Below are 16,603 nucleotides of genomic sequence, written 5' to 3'. Positions count from 1 at the left end.
CTGGCGACCATAGCAAGAGTGAACCACCTGATCCCTTCCCGAACTCAGAAGTGAAACCTCTTAGCGCTGATGGTAGTGTGGGGTCTCCCATGTGAGAGTAAGTCATCGCCAGCTCATTATTCCAAAAAGCCCTCTGCTCACGCAGGGGGCTTTTTTATGCGTGGGATTTCATGGTTATAGATTTTTCTATTGATACTTTATGATCTAAAAAAAGAGTTAAAGAGTAACAAGGTGCAGCCAAAACTTCAGAGCTATTAGCTGCACCATATTGTTTGAAGTAATTAAATTTTATCTATCCTTCTTTAAGATATTTAAGAATTGTCAATTACTTCCTGTTGATCAAGCTGACGACGAGCATGTTTAAATGCTGTTCTTAGCCCTTCTTCTAAAGTCGGATGATAGTAAGGCTTTGCCAAAATCTGATGAATATCTTGTTCTGCATCAATCATCCAGGCTAGTATGTGTGCTAGATGTTCGGCTTGAGGGCAGAATAATTCAGCACCTAATAATTTTCCTGACATTTTATTTATATATACTTCAGCCCCACCTTTATTTTCTGAAAGAATTAACGCGCGTCCCTGTCTTTCATAAGATACAAAGCCTCTAATATATTCCGTATTTTTCTCTTCTAGCTGTTTGAAACTTTGTCCAATAATCGCCATTTCTGGTTGGCTAAATACGATTGCCAAAGGAGTTAGGGCAGAAATAGGCTGAACATCTGGAAAATTTAAGCAGTTCTGGACCACTTCTTTACCATTATGGGCAGCTTCATGTTGAATTGGGACATCAGGGGCTGCATCGCCAACAATAAAAATAGGCAAGTTTTCTAATTGCTTGGTTTTTTTATTAATAGGTAGCTTTTTAACATCTTGGAATTCAGGATTAATTTTTTCCAAACCTAATCGATCTAAATTAGAACTACGTCCAGTAGCTGAGAGTACATAATCTACTTCAAGACTTTGTTTTTGATCATTCTCTATATAGTCAATTTTTACCTGATCAGTAAGGAGTTTGACTTGATTAGGTAAAGTTTTAAATTTGATATCCAGCTCGTTATTTAATTGCTCTCTAACCAAAGCTTGTAGAGTTGGACTGGTGAGTGCACCTATTTTCTGACTACGAGCAAACATAGTAGTACGTACCCCTAAACGTTGCATGGCTTGAGCCAATTCAATTGCAATAACGCCACTACCAATCACTGCTAAGGATTTAGGTAGCTGTGTAAGTTCAAAGATTTCATCAGATGTCAGGAGTTTATCGCCTAGTTCATCTTTTAAGGTAGCATCAAAATTTGGTCGAGAGCCTACTGCAATAATAAAACTTTTAGCTTGATAAGATTTTCCTTCTACTTGGACTGTTTGAGCATTGGTAAATTTTGCGTGCCCTGATACCTTATGAGTTGAATCCCATTGTTCTACTTCTTTTAAAGTGGCCCGAATATAATGATCACGAAGCTTATGCAGGCGATCCATAACGGTGGAGGTATTTATTACGGCATCATGCTGTAATCCGAGATTTTCTGCAGTTTTTATCTCATGCATACGGTTAGCAGAAGAAATCAGAAGCTTGCTCGGCATACAGCCTACACGAGCACATGTTGTATCCCATGAACCGGCATTAATAATTAAAATATTTTGGGTATATTTAATAGCTTCTTTATAAGCACTGATTCCTGCTGTGCCTGCGCCGATAATGATTAAGTCGTACATTTATTGCTCTTATCAAATTTATTTGATTGTTATAAGCTAGCATACAAAACATTTGGCTTACCTTTATTTACATAAAAGCTCAACTGTGGTTACATAACGCATAATTAAATAAAGATTGATAACAAACTCTGAAGATAGAGGGACTTGGGGATTTAAATGATTAGTAAACAATTAAGTATGAAGTTATCTGCTCTTACTTTTGCACTAATGTTGGCCGGCTGCGGCGGTGGTGGTAGTGACGGATATTATAATAGTGGATCAAATTCCGGTAATACTGGGGGAGGTTCAGATAATGGTATTGAAAATCCTGAAGTTTCTAAACTTAATATTAGTAATGTAGAAATCATTGATGAGAATGGCAAAATAACTACAGTAATTACAAGTGCTGGTGCTATTGCGCAAGTTAAAGTGACAGATGAAAATAAATCACCTTTAAGTGGTGTATTAGTTACTTTTTCAGGTGAAGGAATTGCATTTAGTACTAGCAATGCTTCTGTATTGACAGATATGAATGGTGTCGCTGTCATTGCAATTAAACCAGTTGATGATCAAATAACAGGTGCGTATAAAATTTCAGCTGCAGCTGAGATGAATGAAAATACTGCTCAATCCGCGGCAACAAACTTCACTATTGGTCAATTACAAACTAAGTTTGATAACGTTAAATTAGAAAGTACATCAATTGAAGCGGGTGGCTCAGTTAGATTAACTGCAAATACTGTTGATAAAAATACTGGTGTACTTTTAAACAATATTAAGGTTAACTTTGAAGCTGAATGTGGAACATTTAGCACGAATGAAATTTTTTCTAATCAAGGGATTGTTGAAACTATCTATACTGCTATTTCAAGCGGTGGTCAATTATGTACTGGTACTCAAAAATTAACACTTTTAGCAAACAATGGGGCTGTCACTACAACTCAAAATGTGAATATTAATGCGATTAAGGCAAACTCCATAGTTTATACTTCTGGAGAGTTAAAATTAGGCATTCTAAGTAGTGGATCAAGTTCATCTGGAAAAGTTGAATTTACAGTATATTCAAACAACATTCCTGCACGTAATCAGGATGTGAACGTTGAGCTAGTTTACGCACCAAATGATTTTTCATTTGTTTCTTTAAATAATAAAACAAGTAAAATAATTAAGTCTGATGATCAAGGGCGAGTTATTGTTGATGTATTCCCAGGAAGTATTCCTGGCCCTGTAGAAATTAAGGCGACTTTAGTAAGTGACTCACAGGTTACTGCATTATCTAAAGATGTTTCAGTAGCAACAGGCCGTGTAACACAAAATGGTTTTAGTCTTTCTGTAAGTAAAAATGCTTTACAGTGGAATGTAGATGGGGATAAAGCTACTATCACAGCTCGACTACGTGATCGTGTAGGAAATAAAGTACCAGATGGTACAGTCGTAAGTTTTAATACAGAGGGTGGTAGTATTACACCTAACTGTTCAACTGTAAATGGCGAATGTAGTGTGGAATTACAAACACAAGATCCACGTCCTGCTGACAATCGTGTAACAGTATTAGCGTATGTTGAAGGGGATAAATCTTATATCGACAAGAACTCAGATAATTTATATACAGCGGGTATTGATGAATTAACTAGTAATATTGGTGATTTTTTCCGTGATGATAATGAAAATAATATCTTTGAAAATGCGCTTGGTGAGTTTTTATATAAGAGAGGTGCCATCGGTAATACTTGTACACCAAGTAGTATCACACAGCCTAATATACAAGGTACTTGTAATCAGAATTTGCAAGCAGTAATACGTCAACAGTTGATATTTGCTTTCAGCTACGACACCCCTACTGTAGTAGATGAGAAAATTACAGATAGAGCTAAATTCAGTTTTAATGTTTTTGGTAATAATGCTCAATCAGTACCAATGCCAACAGGAACAGTAGTATCAGTGACTGCTGAAGATAATACTAAAGACAATGAAAAATCATGTACTGCAGAGTTATGGAGCGGAAATGCTACAGTGCCAAATGTATTTAATCTTTTAACTCCTAATAGCTTTAAAACAAGTTCTCAAGTTTATTATGAATATAAGCTTAAAGACTGTGATGAACGTGATAGTCTGATTTTAAGTATTACTGCACCAAATGGAAAAGTACGTAAAAAAGAATATATTCTTAATTAATAAAAAAACAGCGCTTCGGCGCTGTTTTTTTTGAGAACTTCTTTTTAAAAGTTAAACAGAAGTTCCCATACTGACACCCACAGTAGGCTTAAAATGCATTGAACTACAACCCATCAATGCAAGACTGCAACATATAACCAGTAAGAATTTATTCATAGGTCGAGCTCTGAAACTAAAAGGAGATGTTGACTAAAAGTACATCTCCCCCAAATATCTTAATCATCCAGCAGATCCATCTGTTTCGCCAGCTGATATAAATTGTTGGAGCGATTTCCTGTACGGCAGAACATCAAGATCGGCTTTGGTAATTCGTTATAATGGTTAGCAAAGGTGCGCACATCAAGCTCGGTAATCTGGCCAGCAACTACTGGCTGGAAGACATAATCCAGACCTGCACTACGAGCAGCTTCCTCAATTTGTACGCTGGTTGGCTGTTCAGGGCCACCTTCCATATCCGGACGATTATTGATAATTGATTTAAAACCTTTTTCAACTACTTGAGAGATATGTTCAGGACCAATTTGGCCAGCAAAGCCTACATTTTCGCTCATGATGTCACTCCATTATGTCATTTATCTTGATATGCTTTATGATAGCATTAAGCTGAAAACATGATGGCCTAGTTCTGAAAAATTTATAAACGATTACAACTATAAAATAACGCAATGGAGCGCGTATGTACGCCTATACAGTCGAACCACTGTATGTCAAAAGCGGTCAGGAAGTGATTGCTGCGGATTTCTATCGTCCTCAACAGATTGACAAACCAGCTGTGATCCTGATGGCTCATGGCCTGGCTGCTTTACGTCATTTTAAACTGGTGCAATATGCCCAGCGTTTTGCCAGTGCAGGTTATGCGGTGGTTCTGTTTGATTATCGCTATTGGGGAGGCAGTACCGGGCGTCCGCGTGAACTGGTATCGATCAGTGCTCAACTTGAAGACTGGCGTACAATGATTCAGCATTTGCAGGTACGTAAATCCATTGATGCCAAACGGATTGTGTTATGGGGAACAGCATTGAGTGGCGGGCATGTACTGACATTGGCCGCAGAACTAAAAAATATTCAGGCGGTAATGGTACAGGTACCCTTTGTTGATGGTGCAGAAAGTGCCAAACTTTATCCTTTGCAGCAATTGCCTAAAGCCCTGAAGATTTCCAGTCAGGATTATATGGGGGCAAAGGTAGGAATGGCGCCCAAGACCTTGCCGGTGGTTGATCGTCATGAACTCTGTTTTATGCCGACACAAGACAGTTATGAAGGATATCTATCCATTGTGAATCCAGATTATTACTGGAGTGGTCATATCCCAGCCCGGGTATTCTTTAAATTGATGCGATATCGTCCTATTCAGGAAGTCCGCAAAATCACTATTCCTGTTCTGTTTATCGCAGCACAACAAGACAGCCTGATTCCCATTGAAGCCAGTCGGGAAACCGCAACCAATATTGCACCATTTGTACAATATCATGAGTGGAATATGCGGCATTTTGATATTTATCATGGTGAATGGTTTGAAAAAGCAGTCTCGACCCAATTAGAATTCTTACATCAACATATTGGAGTGCGCTAGATGATCATTGTATGCCCGAATTGCCAGGCTAAAAATCGTGTGCCTGAAGAAAAATTAACGGCCGATCCAGCATGTGGTCAGTGTCATCAAGCTTTAGTTCCACTGGCGCCGATTGAGCTAAATGAACAGAACTTTAGTCAGTTTGTCACCCATAGTGATCTTCCCATCCTGATTGATCTATGGGCAGACTGGTGTGGTCCATGTAAAATGATGGCACCGCATTTTGCTGCTGTAGCAAAAGAAAATCCACAAGTGGTATTTGCTAAAATTGATACCGAAGCCAATCCGCGATTAAGCTCAGCATTTAATGTACGTAGTATTCCGACGCTGGTTTTGATGAATAAAACCAATGAAATTGCTAGAATAAGCGGTGCATTACGTTCAAGCGAACTACAAAAGTGGCTTGATCAGCAGTTAAATAATGCTCAATCCTAATTTAAAAAGCCTGGAGTTCAAGTGACAGATTCTCATATTAAACCAGAGGGAGTACTTTCCCTGCAGACGATTGCAATGCCTGCGGATACCAACTGGAGTGGAGATGTATTTGGTGGCTGGATTGTTTCACAAATGGACTTGGCGGGAGCAATTCATGCAGAGCGCTTTAGTAAAGGACGCTGTGCAACGATTTCGATTAACCAGATGACCTTCCTGGTTCCTGTGAAAGTCGGCGATGTCATTAGCTGCTATACCAAAATTCTAAAAGTCGGTAATACTTCAATCCAGATGCAAATCGAAGTATGGGACAGTCATGATAACTCACGTGCACCTGTACGCGTGACTGAAGGGGTATTTACCTTTGTCGCAGTAGATGTCAAAGGCAATAAACGTCCAATTCCAGATGAAGCAAAACAGAAATTTGCAGAATCTCAGCAGAACTCATAATTCATGAAATAAAAAAATCCCAGATCAATAATCTGGGATTTTTTTATCTGTATTGAAATTAGCCTGGCTTCAACTGGTTCTTGGCAATCCAAGCCCAGAGCATTTCACATTGAATCGGTGCTTCACCAGATTCATCAGTTACAATAACTTGTACTAGTGTTTCACCTTTTTCTGAACTTTGCATCAATTGCTGCTGTTCAGGAGTCAACGTAGCCACCGCAGTCATGGCACCTTTGGTTGGACGCTTAAAGTCCACTTTTAGGCTTTTAATCAGAACCACTGCGCTGTCAGGCACATTCATCGCAGTCACAAAACCGGTCGCTGTTTCTGCCAGCAGTGCCATGGCACAGGCATGAATCTGACCGATATGGTTCTGCATGACCTTATGATTGGCCATACTTACCACGACTTTGGAAGCACTGATTTCCTGATAGCGAATCTTGGCAGAGCCAACCATCGGAACTACTCGGCCAAAAGTCTTACTCAATAAAGCAGTACGCATACCTTGCGGTAATCTTGATGTCGCTTTGACCAGTTTGGTCAGTCGGTTGCTCTTTGCCATAATTCCATCTACAGACGTTGAAATATCTTAGTCTTTAAAGTTGTTAAACTGTAAAGGCAGACCGAATTGTTGTTCTTTCAGGAATGCCATCACTTGTTGCAAGGTATCGCGTTTTTTATCAGTCACACGAATCTTGTCACCCTGAATTGAAGATTGCACTTTAATGCCGCTTTCTTTAATGGCCTTATTAATTTTTTTCGCCGTATCTGAGTCAAGGCCATCTTTAAGCTTGATCACCTGAACTACATTTTTGCCTGAAGCGGTCATTTTTTGTGGATCTAGTGCCTGAATATCCACTTTACGCTTGAAGAAATGATTTTCCAGCATGGTATACACTTGCTCACATTGGAAATCACTTTCTGTGCTAATTTTAATTTCCTTGTTTTTTTCATTCAGTTCAATAGAAACATCCTGTCCACGGAAATCGAAGCGGGTTGCAATCTCTTTTTGGGTATTTTGAACTGCATGATTTACTTCAAAAATTTCTAATTCAGAAACAATATCGAAAGAAGGCATAGTTTAGACCTTTACAAAGGGAAAGAATATCTGAGATGCTAGGGATGTTTTCTTCATTTGCCAAGTGTTGTTTACATCAAAGGAGTGCGCAATGATCCGTAAACAAGAAATTACAACATTTGAGTTCCCAGAAAATGCTGTAATCTGGGATGTACGAGATGCAAGTGCTTATGCTGAAGCACACGTGAAAGGGGCGGTCAATCAGCCCATTAACGATCTTTCAGCAGATAGCCTGACTCAGGTGTCAGCGGATCAACCGATTTACATTTTATGTGGTGGTGGGAGTAAAGCTCCACGTGCAGCTGAAAAGTTAGAAGGTTTTGACAGCTCACGTGAATATGTCATCCTGATGGGTGGTACTCGTGCTGCTCGTGATGCAGGTATGCCACTGGAACAAGGTGCATAATTGACCTTGTGAAAAAAAACGCCTAAGGGCGCTTTTTTGTTGTCTGGATTTCTTCAAAGTCCCCCTTCTTTAAAGGAGGATTTAGGGGAATTAAACTCTTTCTAAAACTTCCTCCCTTGCGGAACAGTGTTCCTCACTCTTTATTAAAGGGAGGAGCTCTTTAATTTTGAGGCTTAAAATAAGGCTTCTTGGCTTTTACCTTCTTTTGAAAACGTGTTACGTCGAGTTTTTTTACCAAGTTTGAAGGTGCGGGGCAGGCTTCTCCCAAAATCTGGGCTGCCAGAATTTCACTACACAGTGGTGCAAATAGAAAACCTTTAGAGCCAAGACCCGCAAAACTGTAAGCTTCTTGATCTACATTCATCTTACCGAGCAAGGGAAAATAATCTTGACTCTGGGCGCGTACTGCTGCTCGACCTTGCCAGGTTTCGGTAGAGGGTAATAACTGTGCATATTCAGGAAAGACACTGTGGATAAGTTCATAATTATGCACATGATCTTCTACTAAGACTTCTGCATCATCCCGGCCTGGATAGAATGAAGCACCCAAAATCAGTTGTTCTGGATTGAGCTGCATACAGTAACCGCCGTAACTATAGGCTGTATCCTGATTCAATGGCTGATCTTGATTATTGACCCAGCTGACCTGTCCACGAATCGGTTTCAGGACTGGATAATGTTCAAAGAATTGCTGGGTATCACGTGCGGTACATACAATGATGTGATCAAACTTGCCTAAGGATTGCTGCTCTGCAAATAACGCAGGCTGTTCAGCAGCCTCAATATGACTAATTTTGGCTTGTTTATACTGAATAAGAGGATGCTGCAGAATTTCATCACGCAGTTGATGAGGTGAAACTGCACCCGCTGCTAATAGTTTTAAAGCTGGAAATTCAGTTTGAATCTCTTGGTCTGCTGCACTTTGAGCAGCAAGAATTTCTGTGGGATATTCATCTGCCAATCCTAAAAGCTGTTCAGGATTTTTTAAGGCAAGCTGATTGACCTGAATTGAGCGAAAAGCTTTAAATTTCTGATAATGAATTAAGGCATGCTGCCAGGCCACCGTCATCAGATGTTCAGCACTTTGCTCAACTGGACACAGTTTAGGATTGAGCAGGGCAAGGGGATTGCCGGAACCGCCTGAAAGCGGTGCTGACTGGTCGTAAATCGTGATTTGATGACCACGCTGAGCGAATGCCCATGCTGCACTTAAACCTGCGATTCCAGCGCCAATCACAGCGATTTGACGAGGTCTGGTAGGATTCTCTAGATCCGGTTTAGTTTTTTTTTGAGCAATTTCCTGTTCTAAAGCCGTTTCACTGCCTTTATTTTCTTCAACAGGATTCCAGATCGCTTTCAGCATTTCACGTTTATGCCCAAATCCACGTGGACGGGAAATAGAGACTCCATGACGTTTTAAACCACGCTTTAAGACACCCGCAACACTGAAAGAAGCAAAAGTCGTTCCGGTCTCGGATAAGCGCACGATATTATTTAAAACATTTTCTTCCCACATGTCCGGATTGCACGAAGGCGCGAAGCCATCCAGAAACCAGGCATTAACGGGTGCAGTTTTTTCAATGACAGGAAAGACATCATGTGCATCTCCCAGCCACAGATCCAGACTGAAACGCTCTTCAGGAAAGCTGAGACGATGACAACCGGCAATCGGCATTGGATATTGGGAGATGAGTTGATCTGCTAGCGGTTTCAATTCTGGCCAGGCATTTAAGGCACGGACTAAATCTGCTCTAGAAAGCGGAAATTTTTCTACTGAAATCGTATGCAGATGGCTTTGGTTATCCGGACGAACCTGTTGCCAGAGTTGCCATAACGCCAGAATATTTAAACCCGTACCAAAACCCGTTTCACCGACACAGAAATATGCAAAAGGTTTTAAATCGGCCAGACGGGTACTAAGTTCATTGCCATTTAAAAAGACATGCCGGGTTTCCAGCAATCCATTGTCTTTGGAAAAATACACATCACCAAATTGCTTGGACACAGGCACATCAATGCCATCCACCAATTGCCAATCCAGATCGGCAGTTTGAATTGCATGCGACAAAACGGGTACAACCTTAAAGATATTTGGACGGCTTATAGATTACCACTGACGGCGACGTTTGGTATAAACATAGCTCGCTATCAGAAAGCCAAGTAATACACCGACTGCCAAAGTTGCAGCGCCGTAGAGAAACATCTGGGCACTACGTTCACTTTGCAGGACCTGTACCTGAACCCCGAGATTGTCGTTCTTGAGCTGCAATTCCTGATTTTGTGACAGGGCTTCCAGATTGGCTTTTTCCAGTTGCTGTAGACGCGTTGCCTGATCTTTGACTAAAGCTTTGACTTTGGCATCTTGCTGGGCTTTCTGCTTGGCGATTTCTTCTGCGGTGAGCGGCTTTTTCTCAGTCGGCTGAACAGTCTGAGCAGTTGTTGCAACTGCTGGAATAATTCCAGCCTGCTGTGCAGAAGCGCCCTGAGCAGGTGCTTGTGTGGTAACAGCTTGGACAGGAGTAGCTGCTGGCTGTGTAGCCGGGGCAACTGGAGCAGAAACTTCAACAGCCCAGGCAGAAGGAATCATGAAACAAAAGCCAATGAAACTGGCGGTAACAGCGCGCATGAACCTTATCCTTTAGGAAATGCTTTATTAAATGGTTTCACATCAATATGCGCGTATACGCCTTCTTTCAGGAATGGCTCATCCTGTAACCATGCATCCAGTGCTTCACGACTGTCAAAATCAACGATGATGGTGCTGCCATAGAAACCGGCTTGAGGATTGGCTGGATCTTTAGGCATGGCACCTGCAACAATCAGACGGCCTTCAGCATCTAACTGTTCTAGACGTGCAAGATGTTGTGGACGAATCGCAAGGCGTTTTTCAACTGTACCTTCCCGGTCGGTACAGCTAACGACGAATAATGGCATGATGACTCTCTATCGTTTGTAGTTGGACTTATTCAGCTGTTCTAAAGTATTTGCGCAATACAATAAACTGAATAATGATAAAGGAAAACATCACGATCATGTCACCGAATGCAGTAAATTCGCCCCAATATTTTCCATCCATCCATAAATAGGCGAAGAATGTATGCAGAAATGACATGAGAGTAAACATACCGACCCAGGCATAGTTTAATTTAAGCCAGCCTTTGGCACTCAAATTGAATACCGGACCAAACAGACGCTGGATGAGTGGCTTCTTATCTTTGCTAAACCATGGCGATAACAGGAAGACACCTGCAAAGACCAGATTCAGTAATACAGCTTTAAGACGAATATAGAAATCGTCGCTGAGCATCAGGGTGATCCCACCGAAGATCACCGTCATAAACAGAACAATCCATTGCTGTTTGTCCAGGCGAAATTTCTGCATGACAAATAACGCACCATAGACCACCAGCATGGAAATGATCAGACCCGTAGTTGCAACGAGAATATTGTTATTGTCGACACCCCCCGCAGAACCGATCAATTGTAGAAGTTGATGGTCAGTGTCTTTTGGATCTACAGTTTTATATAAATAAAAGAAAATAATGAGTGGCACAAAGTCTAAAAGTGCTTTCATGTTAGAGTATCTAAATCTGATCAAATAAATGTCATAGTATAGAGATGCACGGCGTAGATTTACATACACATAGTAATATTTCTGATGGAACTTTGAGTCCTCAGCAATTGGTCGAAGCGGCTGCGGACAAACTTATCCATACTTTGGCCCTGACTGATCATGACACTATGGACGGTTTAGTGTTGGCTGAAGAAGCTGCCAAAAATCATGAGATTAAGATAATTTCTGGAGTCGAGATTTCTAGCCAGTGGTCACGTCCTGCGACCAAGAAAAATTATGGCGTACATATTGTGGCACTCAATGTTCAGAATCCTGAGCCGTTACAAAAAGCCCTCAATCAGCAGAAGATCATTCGTGCCGAACGCTCTAAACAGATCTGTGACCTTCTGGTTCCTTTAATTGGTCAGGATATTTATGCTGACGTGATTGCCAAAGTTGATAATATTCCTGATCGGGTTACCCGAACCCATATTGCCAAAACGCTGGTAGAAAAAGGCATTGTGACCCGCCCCCAACAGGCCTTTGATAAGTACATCAAGGAAGGTAAAAAGGCCTATGTCAAATTTGATGGTCTGGGTCTGGAAGAAACCATTCAGGTCATACATGACAGCGGTGGCTTTGCCGTGTTGGCGCATCCAACCCGTTATGATTTATCCGCGACTAATATTCGTTATCTGATCGAGATCTTCGCCAAGTTTGGTGGAGATGCGGTGGAGTTGCCGCCCGCTATTGATCCAAGTTCAACCCGTCAGATGGTTGACCGGATGATTGCAGAGCAAGGACTTAAAGTTTCAATTGGCAGTGATTTTCATGGTGACCATATGCCCTGGATTAAACTGGGGAATGTGCCGAGCTTAAAACCAGGGCAGGTCGGGATTTGGGAGAGTTTTTGTTAATTCTAAATCTTGATGAATGGATCAGTTTTAAGATCTTGGGCGAATTTATACATCAAATGCAGAATGAGGACATTAACAAGTAATAAGGCCCATTCAGAAGTGATTAAAGTCATGATGACGATATACAGCATGATGGAAGTCAGGACTAAATTTCGATAAAAGTTTGGATGTTTTTTTGAAATGAACAGATGATCAATCTTGAGATCAAGTTTGAACTTACGATAGGCAATCACATCAATGCGTGAGGATAAGGCGAGTTCCAATTGTTTAAAGTATTTTGCATGAGAATGAATGAGATAAGTTTTACCATAACCTGTGGTTAACTGTAAGTCATGACTTTCTGGACAGGTTCTCAAGGCTTCTATGTGTGTAATTCGGGATAAGTCGAGCATAAGCGCCGATGGGATTTTTTCTAATCTCCCTAGTCCTCTTTGTGCTCCAACTTCTGTGCCAATGAATATTGAAAAATCATTATTTTGGGAAATTTCAAATAACTGGATGATTACATGAGAGCGTGTCAAAAAATGTATATCGATCAGTTGCCCAATCATCGCATCACTTAATTTGACTTGAAGTGTAAAAAAAGGCGAAAGATTAAAAACCTGTTTTAAATCTACATTAAACCAGATGCCTTGATCATGATTGGGCAGTTGTAATAATAACTGTGGCTGTTTCACCTGCCACCATTTTGCACGAATAGTACGTTGAGCCAGAATAATTGCTTGTGAATGTTGGACTGCTTGCTCAGTCATATCTTTTTTGAGTTGAGGATCGATCAAATATTTTTGTATAAAAAAAGGAAACTTTAAATTTATTCCTCGATCCTGAAACAGAAAGAGGGGAACACATAGACTAAATAAAATATGGAAAACAGGCCTACGTTGAAGATCGAGAAAAAGTTCTGATTGGACTAATGAACTCACTATAAAAGCCAAGATGGCACAAAGTAAAAATAGTGCTAAAGCCAACCATGGTCGAACAATGGGTTGAGGCACCGCTTGTTGAATTTTTTGTTTTAATTTCATATTTTTTTGAATTTTTAGATAAAAATTAGAACCTCAAAATGCTAATTCTGAGGCATTTATTTATAAATTATAGCAAATTATTATCTTGTGCCTGAATCGGTGGCGGTGTCGGTTTGCCCAGAGTGCCTAACAGTTCGATTTCAATGGTACGAACCATGGAGTCCAGTGGCAAGTCATTGCTTTGAGTTCCGAAAGGTTCTTCAATCTCTGAGCTTAGTGCATCCAGTCCCAAAAAAGTATAGGCCAAAATACCGACCAGCAAAGGCGTAAACAGACCAAGCGTTGAGCCCAGACTAAAAGGTAAAATAAAACAGAAAAAATATACGGTACGGTTCAAGAGTACCGAATAGGCAAAAGGCAAAGGCGTCGTCGCAATCCGGTCACAACCTGTCTGCACAATACTGAGTTCCGCGACATGATTATTCATCTGCATATAAATGATGTCAGAGATTTCACCTTCTTTGAGAGCTTGCATTAGCTCCCACTGAATCAGACTCAAGGTATATTGCGGTGCATTGGCCTGTTGATAGAGCTGAGTAATCGCCTGCTGGCTCATCCCACTTGTTTCCACCAGTTCAGTCGGATTGGCTGTCTGATGGCGCAGACGGTCACGCAGTACGTTCGCGAAAACGATGACGTGCTGAATCACACGTTCACGACGGCCTTGAGACAACATCCGGCAGTCACGGTCAAAATGACGTGCATTGGCAATCAGAATACCCCAGAGTTTACGTGCTTCCCACCAGCGGTCATAACAAGCAGTATTTTTAAATCCGAGAAAGATAGACAGTACTACGCCGATGAGGGTAAAGCCGACGAGAGGGAGTTCTGGAAAATGAAAATAACCTACACGTGAAAAACCACCAATAATGGCTGAAATCAGCATGACCACGCCTAAAGGAGGTAAAACCTTAGGTAAAATCGTTCCTCGCCAGGAAAATAATAATTTAAAAACGTTCTGCTGGTCACGTACGATCATTTATTGGAATCATCACAATTTTTTTTCATGATCTTCTTGAGTTGTAGCTGCTTTGTCAAGTGCTATTCCCCCTTAGGCTTCAGGTTTGATGAGTTGCTGCTCAGCAAAGGAAAAACTGCCCTCCAGCGCGATGATGCAATGGTCAATTAAACGGATATCGACCAGTCGACATGCCTGTTGAATCTGGCGGGTCAGATACAGGTCAGCTTTAGAAGGAGTGGCTTGGCCCAAGGGATGATTATGCGCAATCACAATTGAAGTTGCCTGTTGGGTAATGGCATATCTGAGCAACTGATTAATCGAAATATCACATGCATTCACAGAGCCATAAAACAGCTTTTTAAATGCAATTTTCCTTAAACTGGCGTCCAGACACAGGACCGCGAATACTTCCTGATTTTCCCCCAGTAATTCGAAACGTAAATAATCCCGCAGTCTTTTTGAATTACTCAGTTCTAAGGCATCCTGTTTAAGATGCTCGGCAATATAACGCCGTCCTAATTCTTTAACAGCCATTAGCTGAGTGTATTTGCTAATGCCCATGCCATGAAACTGGCTGACTTCCTCTAAGGGTGCATCGAGTAAAGCAGTTAGATGACCAAAATGTTGAATCAGTAGCCGTGCTAATTCTACGGCTGAATGCTGTTGTGAACCTGATCGGAGAAAAATGGCCAGCAGTTCCGCATCAGATAAACTTTCTGCCCCATATTGAATTAAACGTTCCCGCGGCCGTTCCAGTTCAGGCCAGTTTTTGATTGAAAATTGCATAGTTATTAGACTTATTTATTATGAATTATGAGTTTTCCCTGAAGCTGATCTCTTGGGAATGCAATTATTTAATGCTATTGTGAGCCCCACTGCAACAGAAAGGTAAGCTGTTCGTGAGCTTTGATCTAAGTGTAATTCCTCATAAAAATATCATTTTAGCAGTCACTGGCGGTATTGCTGCCTATAAATGTGCCATTCTGGTTCGCCGTCTGAAAGATGCCGGGTTTAATGTGCGGGTCGTCATGACTCAAGGCGCACAGGCTTTCATTACCCCTTTGACCTTTCAAGCCTTGTCAGGCAATCCGGTACATACCGAGTTGCTGGATCCTGAAGCTGAAGCGGGCATGGGGCATATTGAGCTGGCACGTTGGGCTGATCTGTTATTGGTTGCGCCAGCCAGCTGCGACACGCTGGCAAAATTTGCAGCAGGCCTTGCAGATGATTTGCTGAGCACTTTGTATCTGGCAACCAATGCACCGGTCTGGGTCGCACCAGCCATGAACCAGCAGATGTGGGCTGCCAAAGCAACCCAGCGTAATCTTGCGACTTTGATTGAAGATGGCGTACATGTGATTATGCCGGATGCCGGTTCACAAGCTTGTGGTGATGTAGGCTTGGGCCGTATGCCGGAGCCGGAAGAGCTGGCACGTCAGGTCACAGAATATTTCCATAAAGCTCAGCGCGCGATTGCAGAAAAATTTGGCATGCTGGCGGGCAAGCAAGTCACGATTACAGCTGGTCCGACCCGTGAAGCGATTGACCCGGTACGTTATATTTCCAACCACAGTACCGGGAAAATGGGTTTTGCATTGGCAGCAGCCTGTTATGCAGCTGGAGCGAATGTCACCCTGATTGCTGGTCCGGTGAGCCTAGATACCCCAAATGGCGTCAAACGTAAAAATGTTTCTTCGGCAGTGCAAATGCTGAATGAAAGCATGCAAATGCTGGAGCAGGGTTGTGACATCTTCATTGCGACCGCTGCAGTAGCTGATTATCGTGTCGCACAGGTAGCCGAGCATAAAATCAAGAAAGCAGGCGATGAGCTGAATGTCGCTTTAATAAAGAATCCGGATATTGTGGCGACCATCGCACAGCAGGAAAAACGTCCATTTATGGTCGGCTTTGCTGCAGAAACCCGTAATATTGAAGAATATGCAGCGGGCAAACTGGTGGCGAAAAAACTGGATATGATTGCCTGTAATGATGTTTCGCGTGCGGATATCGGCTTTGCTTCTGATGAAAATGCCATGACGGTATTCTTTGCCGAACACTATCATCTGGATAAGCGTGATCTGGACAAAGCCTCTAAACAGGAAATTGCTCAGCAACTGGTTGAAGCGATCCATGATGCCTTGCACCATGATCCTGCTGCAGAAGATGATTTTTAAGTTTTCAATGACGGTTAAAGCCCTGACTGATTCAGGGCTTTTTTATAGGGTTTTTTACCATGAAGTTAAAAAGCCAGTACAACATAAAAATAAAAACGACTTTATAGACTAAGGATTTATTTATTCATTTATTTAAAAAAAGTATAAAATGGATCACAGAATAATCCAAAG

18 protein-coding genes and 1 rRNA gene are annotated in these 16,603 nt (G+C 41.5%); 8 read left to right on the top strand and 11 right to left on the bottom strand.

The window, feature by feature from the left end; genetic code table 11:
* Nucleotides 1-114 (top strand): 5S ribosomal RNA (gene rrf, locus FTV14_RS11060); the annotation flags it as partial.
* A 197-nt stretch (nt 115-311) separates the two neighbouring features.
* Here the strand turns inward: rrf and FTV14_RS11055 are convergent.
* Nucleotides 312-1,709, bottom strand: coding sequence for a dihydrolipoyl dehydrogenase (locus tag FTV14_RS11055; RefSeq protein WP_180011703.1), 1,398 nt, complete (start codon nt 1,707-1,709; stop codon nt 312-314).
* Nucleotides 1,710-1,865: 156 nt separating this feature from the next.
* On the opposite strand from FTV14_RS11055, the gene FTV14_RS11050 reads away from it, so the two are divergent.
* Nucleotides 1,866-3,863 carry a hypothetical protein gene (locus FTV14_RS11050; protein ID WP_179993330.1) on the top strand — a complete coding sequence of 666 codons (1,998 nt, stop codon included), beginning with the start codon at nt 1,866-1,868 and terminating at the stop codon, nt 3,861-3,863.
* Between the two features lie 215 nt (nt 3,864-4,078).
* On the opposite strand, the gene FTV14_RS11045 is transcribed toward FTV14_RS11050, so the two are convergent.
* On the bottom strand, nt 4,079-4,414 hold the full coding sequence (locus tag FTV14_RS11045) for a TIGR01244 family sulfur transferase (RefSeq protein WP_004783676.1): 336 nt from the start codon (nt 4,412-4,414) through the stop codon (nt 4,079-4,081).
* Between the two features lie 125 nt (nt 4,415-4,539).
* Here FTV14_RS11045 and FTV14_RS11040 point away from each other — a divergent pair, with 125 nt between their 5' ends.
* From FTV14_RS11040 to FTV14_RS11030, 3 genes are all read left to right on the top strand, one after another.
* Nucleotides 4,540-5,436, top strand: coding sequence for an alpha/beta hydrolase (locus FTV14_RS11040; protein ID WP_180053916.1), 897 nt, complete (start codon nt 4,540-4,542; stop codon nt 5,434-5,436).
* Nucleotides 5,437-5,871: a thioredoxin TrxC gene (trxC, locus tag FTV14_RS11035; RefSeq protein ID WP_004783672.1), complete on the top strand. Its 435-nt coding sequence runs from the start codon at nt 5,437-5,439 to the stop codon at nt 5,869-5,871.
* Between the two features lie 75 nt (nt 5,872-5,946).
* On the top strand, nt 5,947-6,318 hold the full coding sequence (locus FTV14_RS11030; RefSeq protein WP_171523022.1) for an acyl-CoA thioesterase: 372 nt from the start codon (nt 5,947-5,949) through the stop codon (nt 6,316-6,318).
* A 58-nt stretch (nt 6,319-6,376) separates the two neighbouring features.
* On the opposite strand, the gene FTV14_RS11025 is transcribed toward FTV14_RS11030, so the two are convergent.
* Both FTV14_RS11025 and FTV14_RS11020 read right to left on the bottom strand, forming a co-directional pair.
* The gene (locus FTV14_RS11025) at nt 6,377-6,880 is read right to left on the bottom strand and encodes a DUF4442 domain-containing protein (RefSeq protein ID WP_179993327.1); all 504 of its coding nucleotides are present in this window, start codon (nt 6,878-6,880) and stop codon (nt 6,377-6,379) included.
* 27 nt (nt 6,881-6,907) lie between these two features.
* On the bottom strand, nt 6,908-7,396 hold the full coding sequence (locus FTV14_RS11020; RefSeq protein ID WP_004783667.1) for a YajQ family cyclic di-GMP-binding protein: 489 nt from the start codon (nt 7,394-7,396) through the stop codon (nt 6,908-6,910).
* A 91-nt stretch (nt 7,397-7,487) separates the two neighbouring features.
* Here FTV14_RS11020 and FTV14_RS11015 point away from each other — a divergent pair, with 91 nt between their 5' ends.
* Nucleotides 7,488-7,802, top strand: coding sequence for a rhodanese-like domain-containing protein (locus FTV14_RS11015; RefSeq protein ID WP_005233835.1), 315 nt, complete (start codon nt 7,488-7,490; stop codon nt 7,800-7,802).
* A 160-nt stretch (nt 7,803-7,962) separates the two neighbouring features.
* On the opposite strand, the gene mnmC is transcribed toward FTV14_RS11015, so the two are convergent.
* From mnmC to FTV14_RS10995, 4 genes are read right to left on the bottom strand one after another with little or no spacing between them, the layout of a single operon-like run.
* Nucleotides 7,963-9,870, bottom strand: coding sequence for an FAD-dependent 5-carboxymethylaminomethyl-2-thiouridine(34) oxidoreductase MnmC (mnmC, locus tag FTV14_RS11010; protein ID WP_180053915.1), 1,908 nt, complete (start codon nt 9,868-9,870; stop codon nt 7,963-7,965).
* 39 nt (nt 9,871-9,909) lie between these two features.
* Nucleotides 9,910-10,428 (bottom strand): hypothetical protein, encoded by a 519-nt coding sequence (locus tag FTV14_RS11005; RefSeq protein WP_159123094.1) that lies wholly within the window; start codon nt 10,426-10,428, stop codon nt 9,910-9,912.
* A 5-nt stretch (nt 10,429-10,433) separates the two neighbouring features.
* Nucleotides 10,434-10,736, bottom strand: coding sequence for a YciI family protein (locus FTV14_RS11000; protein ID WP_004783657.1), 303 nt, complete (start codon nt 10,734-10,736; stop codon nt 10,434-10,436).
* Nucleotides 10,737-10,764: 28 nt separating this feature from the next.
* Nucleotides 10,765-11,376, bottom strand: a complete 612-nt coding sequence (locus FTV14_RS10995; protein ID WP_005233839.1) for a septation protein IspZ — start codon at nt 11,374-11,376, stop codon at nt 10,765-10,767.
* 44 nt (nt 11,377-11,420) lie between these two features.
* Between FTV14_RS10995 and FTV14_RS10990 the strand changes: the two genes are divergently transcribed.
* Nucleotides 11,421-12,272: a PHP domain-containing protein gene (locus tag FTV14_RS10990; RefSeq protein ID WP_159123093.1), complete on the top strand. Its 852-nt coding sequence runs from the start codon at nt 11,421-11,423 to the stop codon at nt 12,270-12,272.
* A 2-nt stretch (nt 12,273-12,274) separates the two neighbouring features.
* Here the strand turns inward: FTV14_RS10990 and FTV14_RS10985 are convergent, their stop codons facing one another.
* From FTV14_RS10985 to radC, 3 genes are all read right to left on the bottom strand, one after another.
* Nucleotides 12,275-13,297 carry a hypothetical protein gene (locus FTV14_RS10985; RefSeq protein WP_159123092.1) on the bottom strand — a complete coding sequence of 341 codons (1,023 nt, stop codon included), beginning with the start codon at nt 13,295-13,297 and terminating at the stop codon, nt 12,275-12,277.
* 67 nt (nt 13,298-13,364) lie between these two features.
* Nucleotides 13,365-14,276: a bestrophin family protein gene (locus FTV14_RS10980; RefSeq protein ID WP_159123091.1), complete on the bottom strand. Its 912-nt coding sequence runs from the start codon at nt 14,274-14,276 to the stop codon at nt 13,365-13,367.
* Between the two features lie 72 nt (nt 14,277-14,348).
* Nucleotides 14,349-15,044: a DNA repair protein RadC gene (radC, locus tag FTV14_RS10975; protein ID WP_180053914.1), complete on the bottom strand. Its 696-nt coding sequence runs from the start codon at nt 15,042-15,044 to the stop codon at nt 14,349-14,351.
* Nucleotides 15,045-15,157: 113 nt separating this feature from the next.
* On the opposite strand from radC, the gene coaBC reads away from it, so the two are divergent.
* Nucleotides 15,158-16,432, top strand: a complete 1,275-nt coding sequence (coaBC, locus tag FTV14_RS10970; RefSeq protein WP_180053913.1) for a bifunctional phosphopantothenoylcysteine decarboxylase/phosphopantothenate--cysteine ligase CoaBC — start codon at nt 15,158-15,160, stop codon at nt 16,430-16,432.
* Nucleotides 16,433-16,603 lie beyond the last annotated feature (171 nt).

Origin of the sequence: Acinetobacter sp. YH12236 (genome assembly GCF_013417645.1) — a bacterium.
In the GTDB taxonomy this organism is placed as follows: Bacteria; Pseudomonadota; Gammaproteobacteria; order Pseudomonadales; family Moraxellaceae; genus Acinetobacter.
The sequence above is the reverse complement of the archived record's forward strand: the minus strand, read 5'-3'. Positions and strand labels throughout refer to the sequence as shown.

Bases quoted from the DNA above. Each gene is read 5' to 3' on its own strand.
- FTV14_RS11030 (WP_171523022.1), top strand. From the start codon at position 5,947: ATGCCTGCGGATACCAACTGGAGTGGAGATGTATTTGGTGGCTGGATT.
- FTV14_RS10990 (WP_159123093.1), top strand. From the start codon at position 11,421: ATGCACGGCGTAGATTTACATACACATAGTAATATTTCTGATGGAACT.
- FTV14_RS11000 (WP_004783657.1), bottom strand. From the start codon at position 10,736: ATGCCATTATTCGTCGTTAGCTGTACCGACCGGGAAGGTACAGTTGAA.
- FTV14_RS11055 (WP_180011703.1), bottom strand. From the start codon at position 1,709: ATGTACGACTTAATCATTATCGGCGCAGGCACAGCAGGAATCAGTGCT.
- radC (WP_180053914.1), bottom strand. From the start codon at position 15,044: ATGCAATTTTCAATCAAAAACTGGCCTGAACTGGAACGGCCGCGGGAA.
- FTV14_RS11040 (WP_180053916.1), top strand. From the start codon at position 4,540: ATGTACGCCTATACAGTCGAACCACTGTATGTCAAAAGCGGTCAGGAA.
- FTV14_RS11015 (WP_005233835.1), top strand. From the start codon at position 7,488: ATGATCCGTAAACAAGAAATTACAACATTTGAGTTCCCAGAAAATGCT.
- FTV14_RS11020 (WP_004783667.1), bottom strand. From the start codon at position 7,396: ATGCCTTCTTTCGATATTGTTTCTGAATTAGAAATTTTTGAAGTAAAT.
- trxC (WP_004783672.1), top strand. From the start codon at position 5,437: ATGATCATTGTATGCCCGAATTGCCAGGCTAAAAATCGTGTGCCTGAA.
- FTV14_RS11045 (WP_004783676.1), bottom strand. From the start codon at position 4,414: ATGAGCGAAAATGTAGGCTTTGCTGGCCAAATTGGTCCTGAACATATC.
- FTV14_RS10995 (WP_005233839.1), bottom strand. From the start codon at position 11,376: ATGAAAGCACTTTTAGACTTTGTGCCACTCATTATTTTCTTTTATTTA.
- FTV14_RS11050 (WP_179993330.1), top strand. From the start codon at position 1,866: ATGATTAGTAAACAATTAAGTATGAAGTTATCTGCTCTTACTTTTGCA.
- FTV14_RS11025 (WP_179993327.1), bottom strand. From the start codon at position 6,880: ATGGCAAAGAGCAACCGACTGACCAAACTGGTCAAAGCGACATCAAGA.
- FTV14_RS11005 (WP_159123094.1), bottom strand. From the start codon at position 10,428: ATGCGCGCTGTTACCGCCAGTTTCATTGGCTTTTGTTTCATGATTCCT.
- FTV14_RS10980 (WP_159123091.1), bottom strand. From the start codon at position 14,276: ATGATCGTACGTGACCAGCAGAACGTTTTTAAATTATTATTTTCCTGG.
- FTV14_RS10985 (WP_159123092.1), bottom strand. From the start codon at position 13,297: ATGAAATTAAAACAAAAAATTCAACAAGCGGTGCCTCAACCCATTGTT.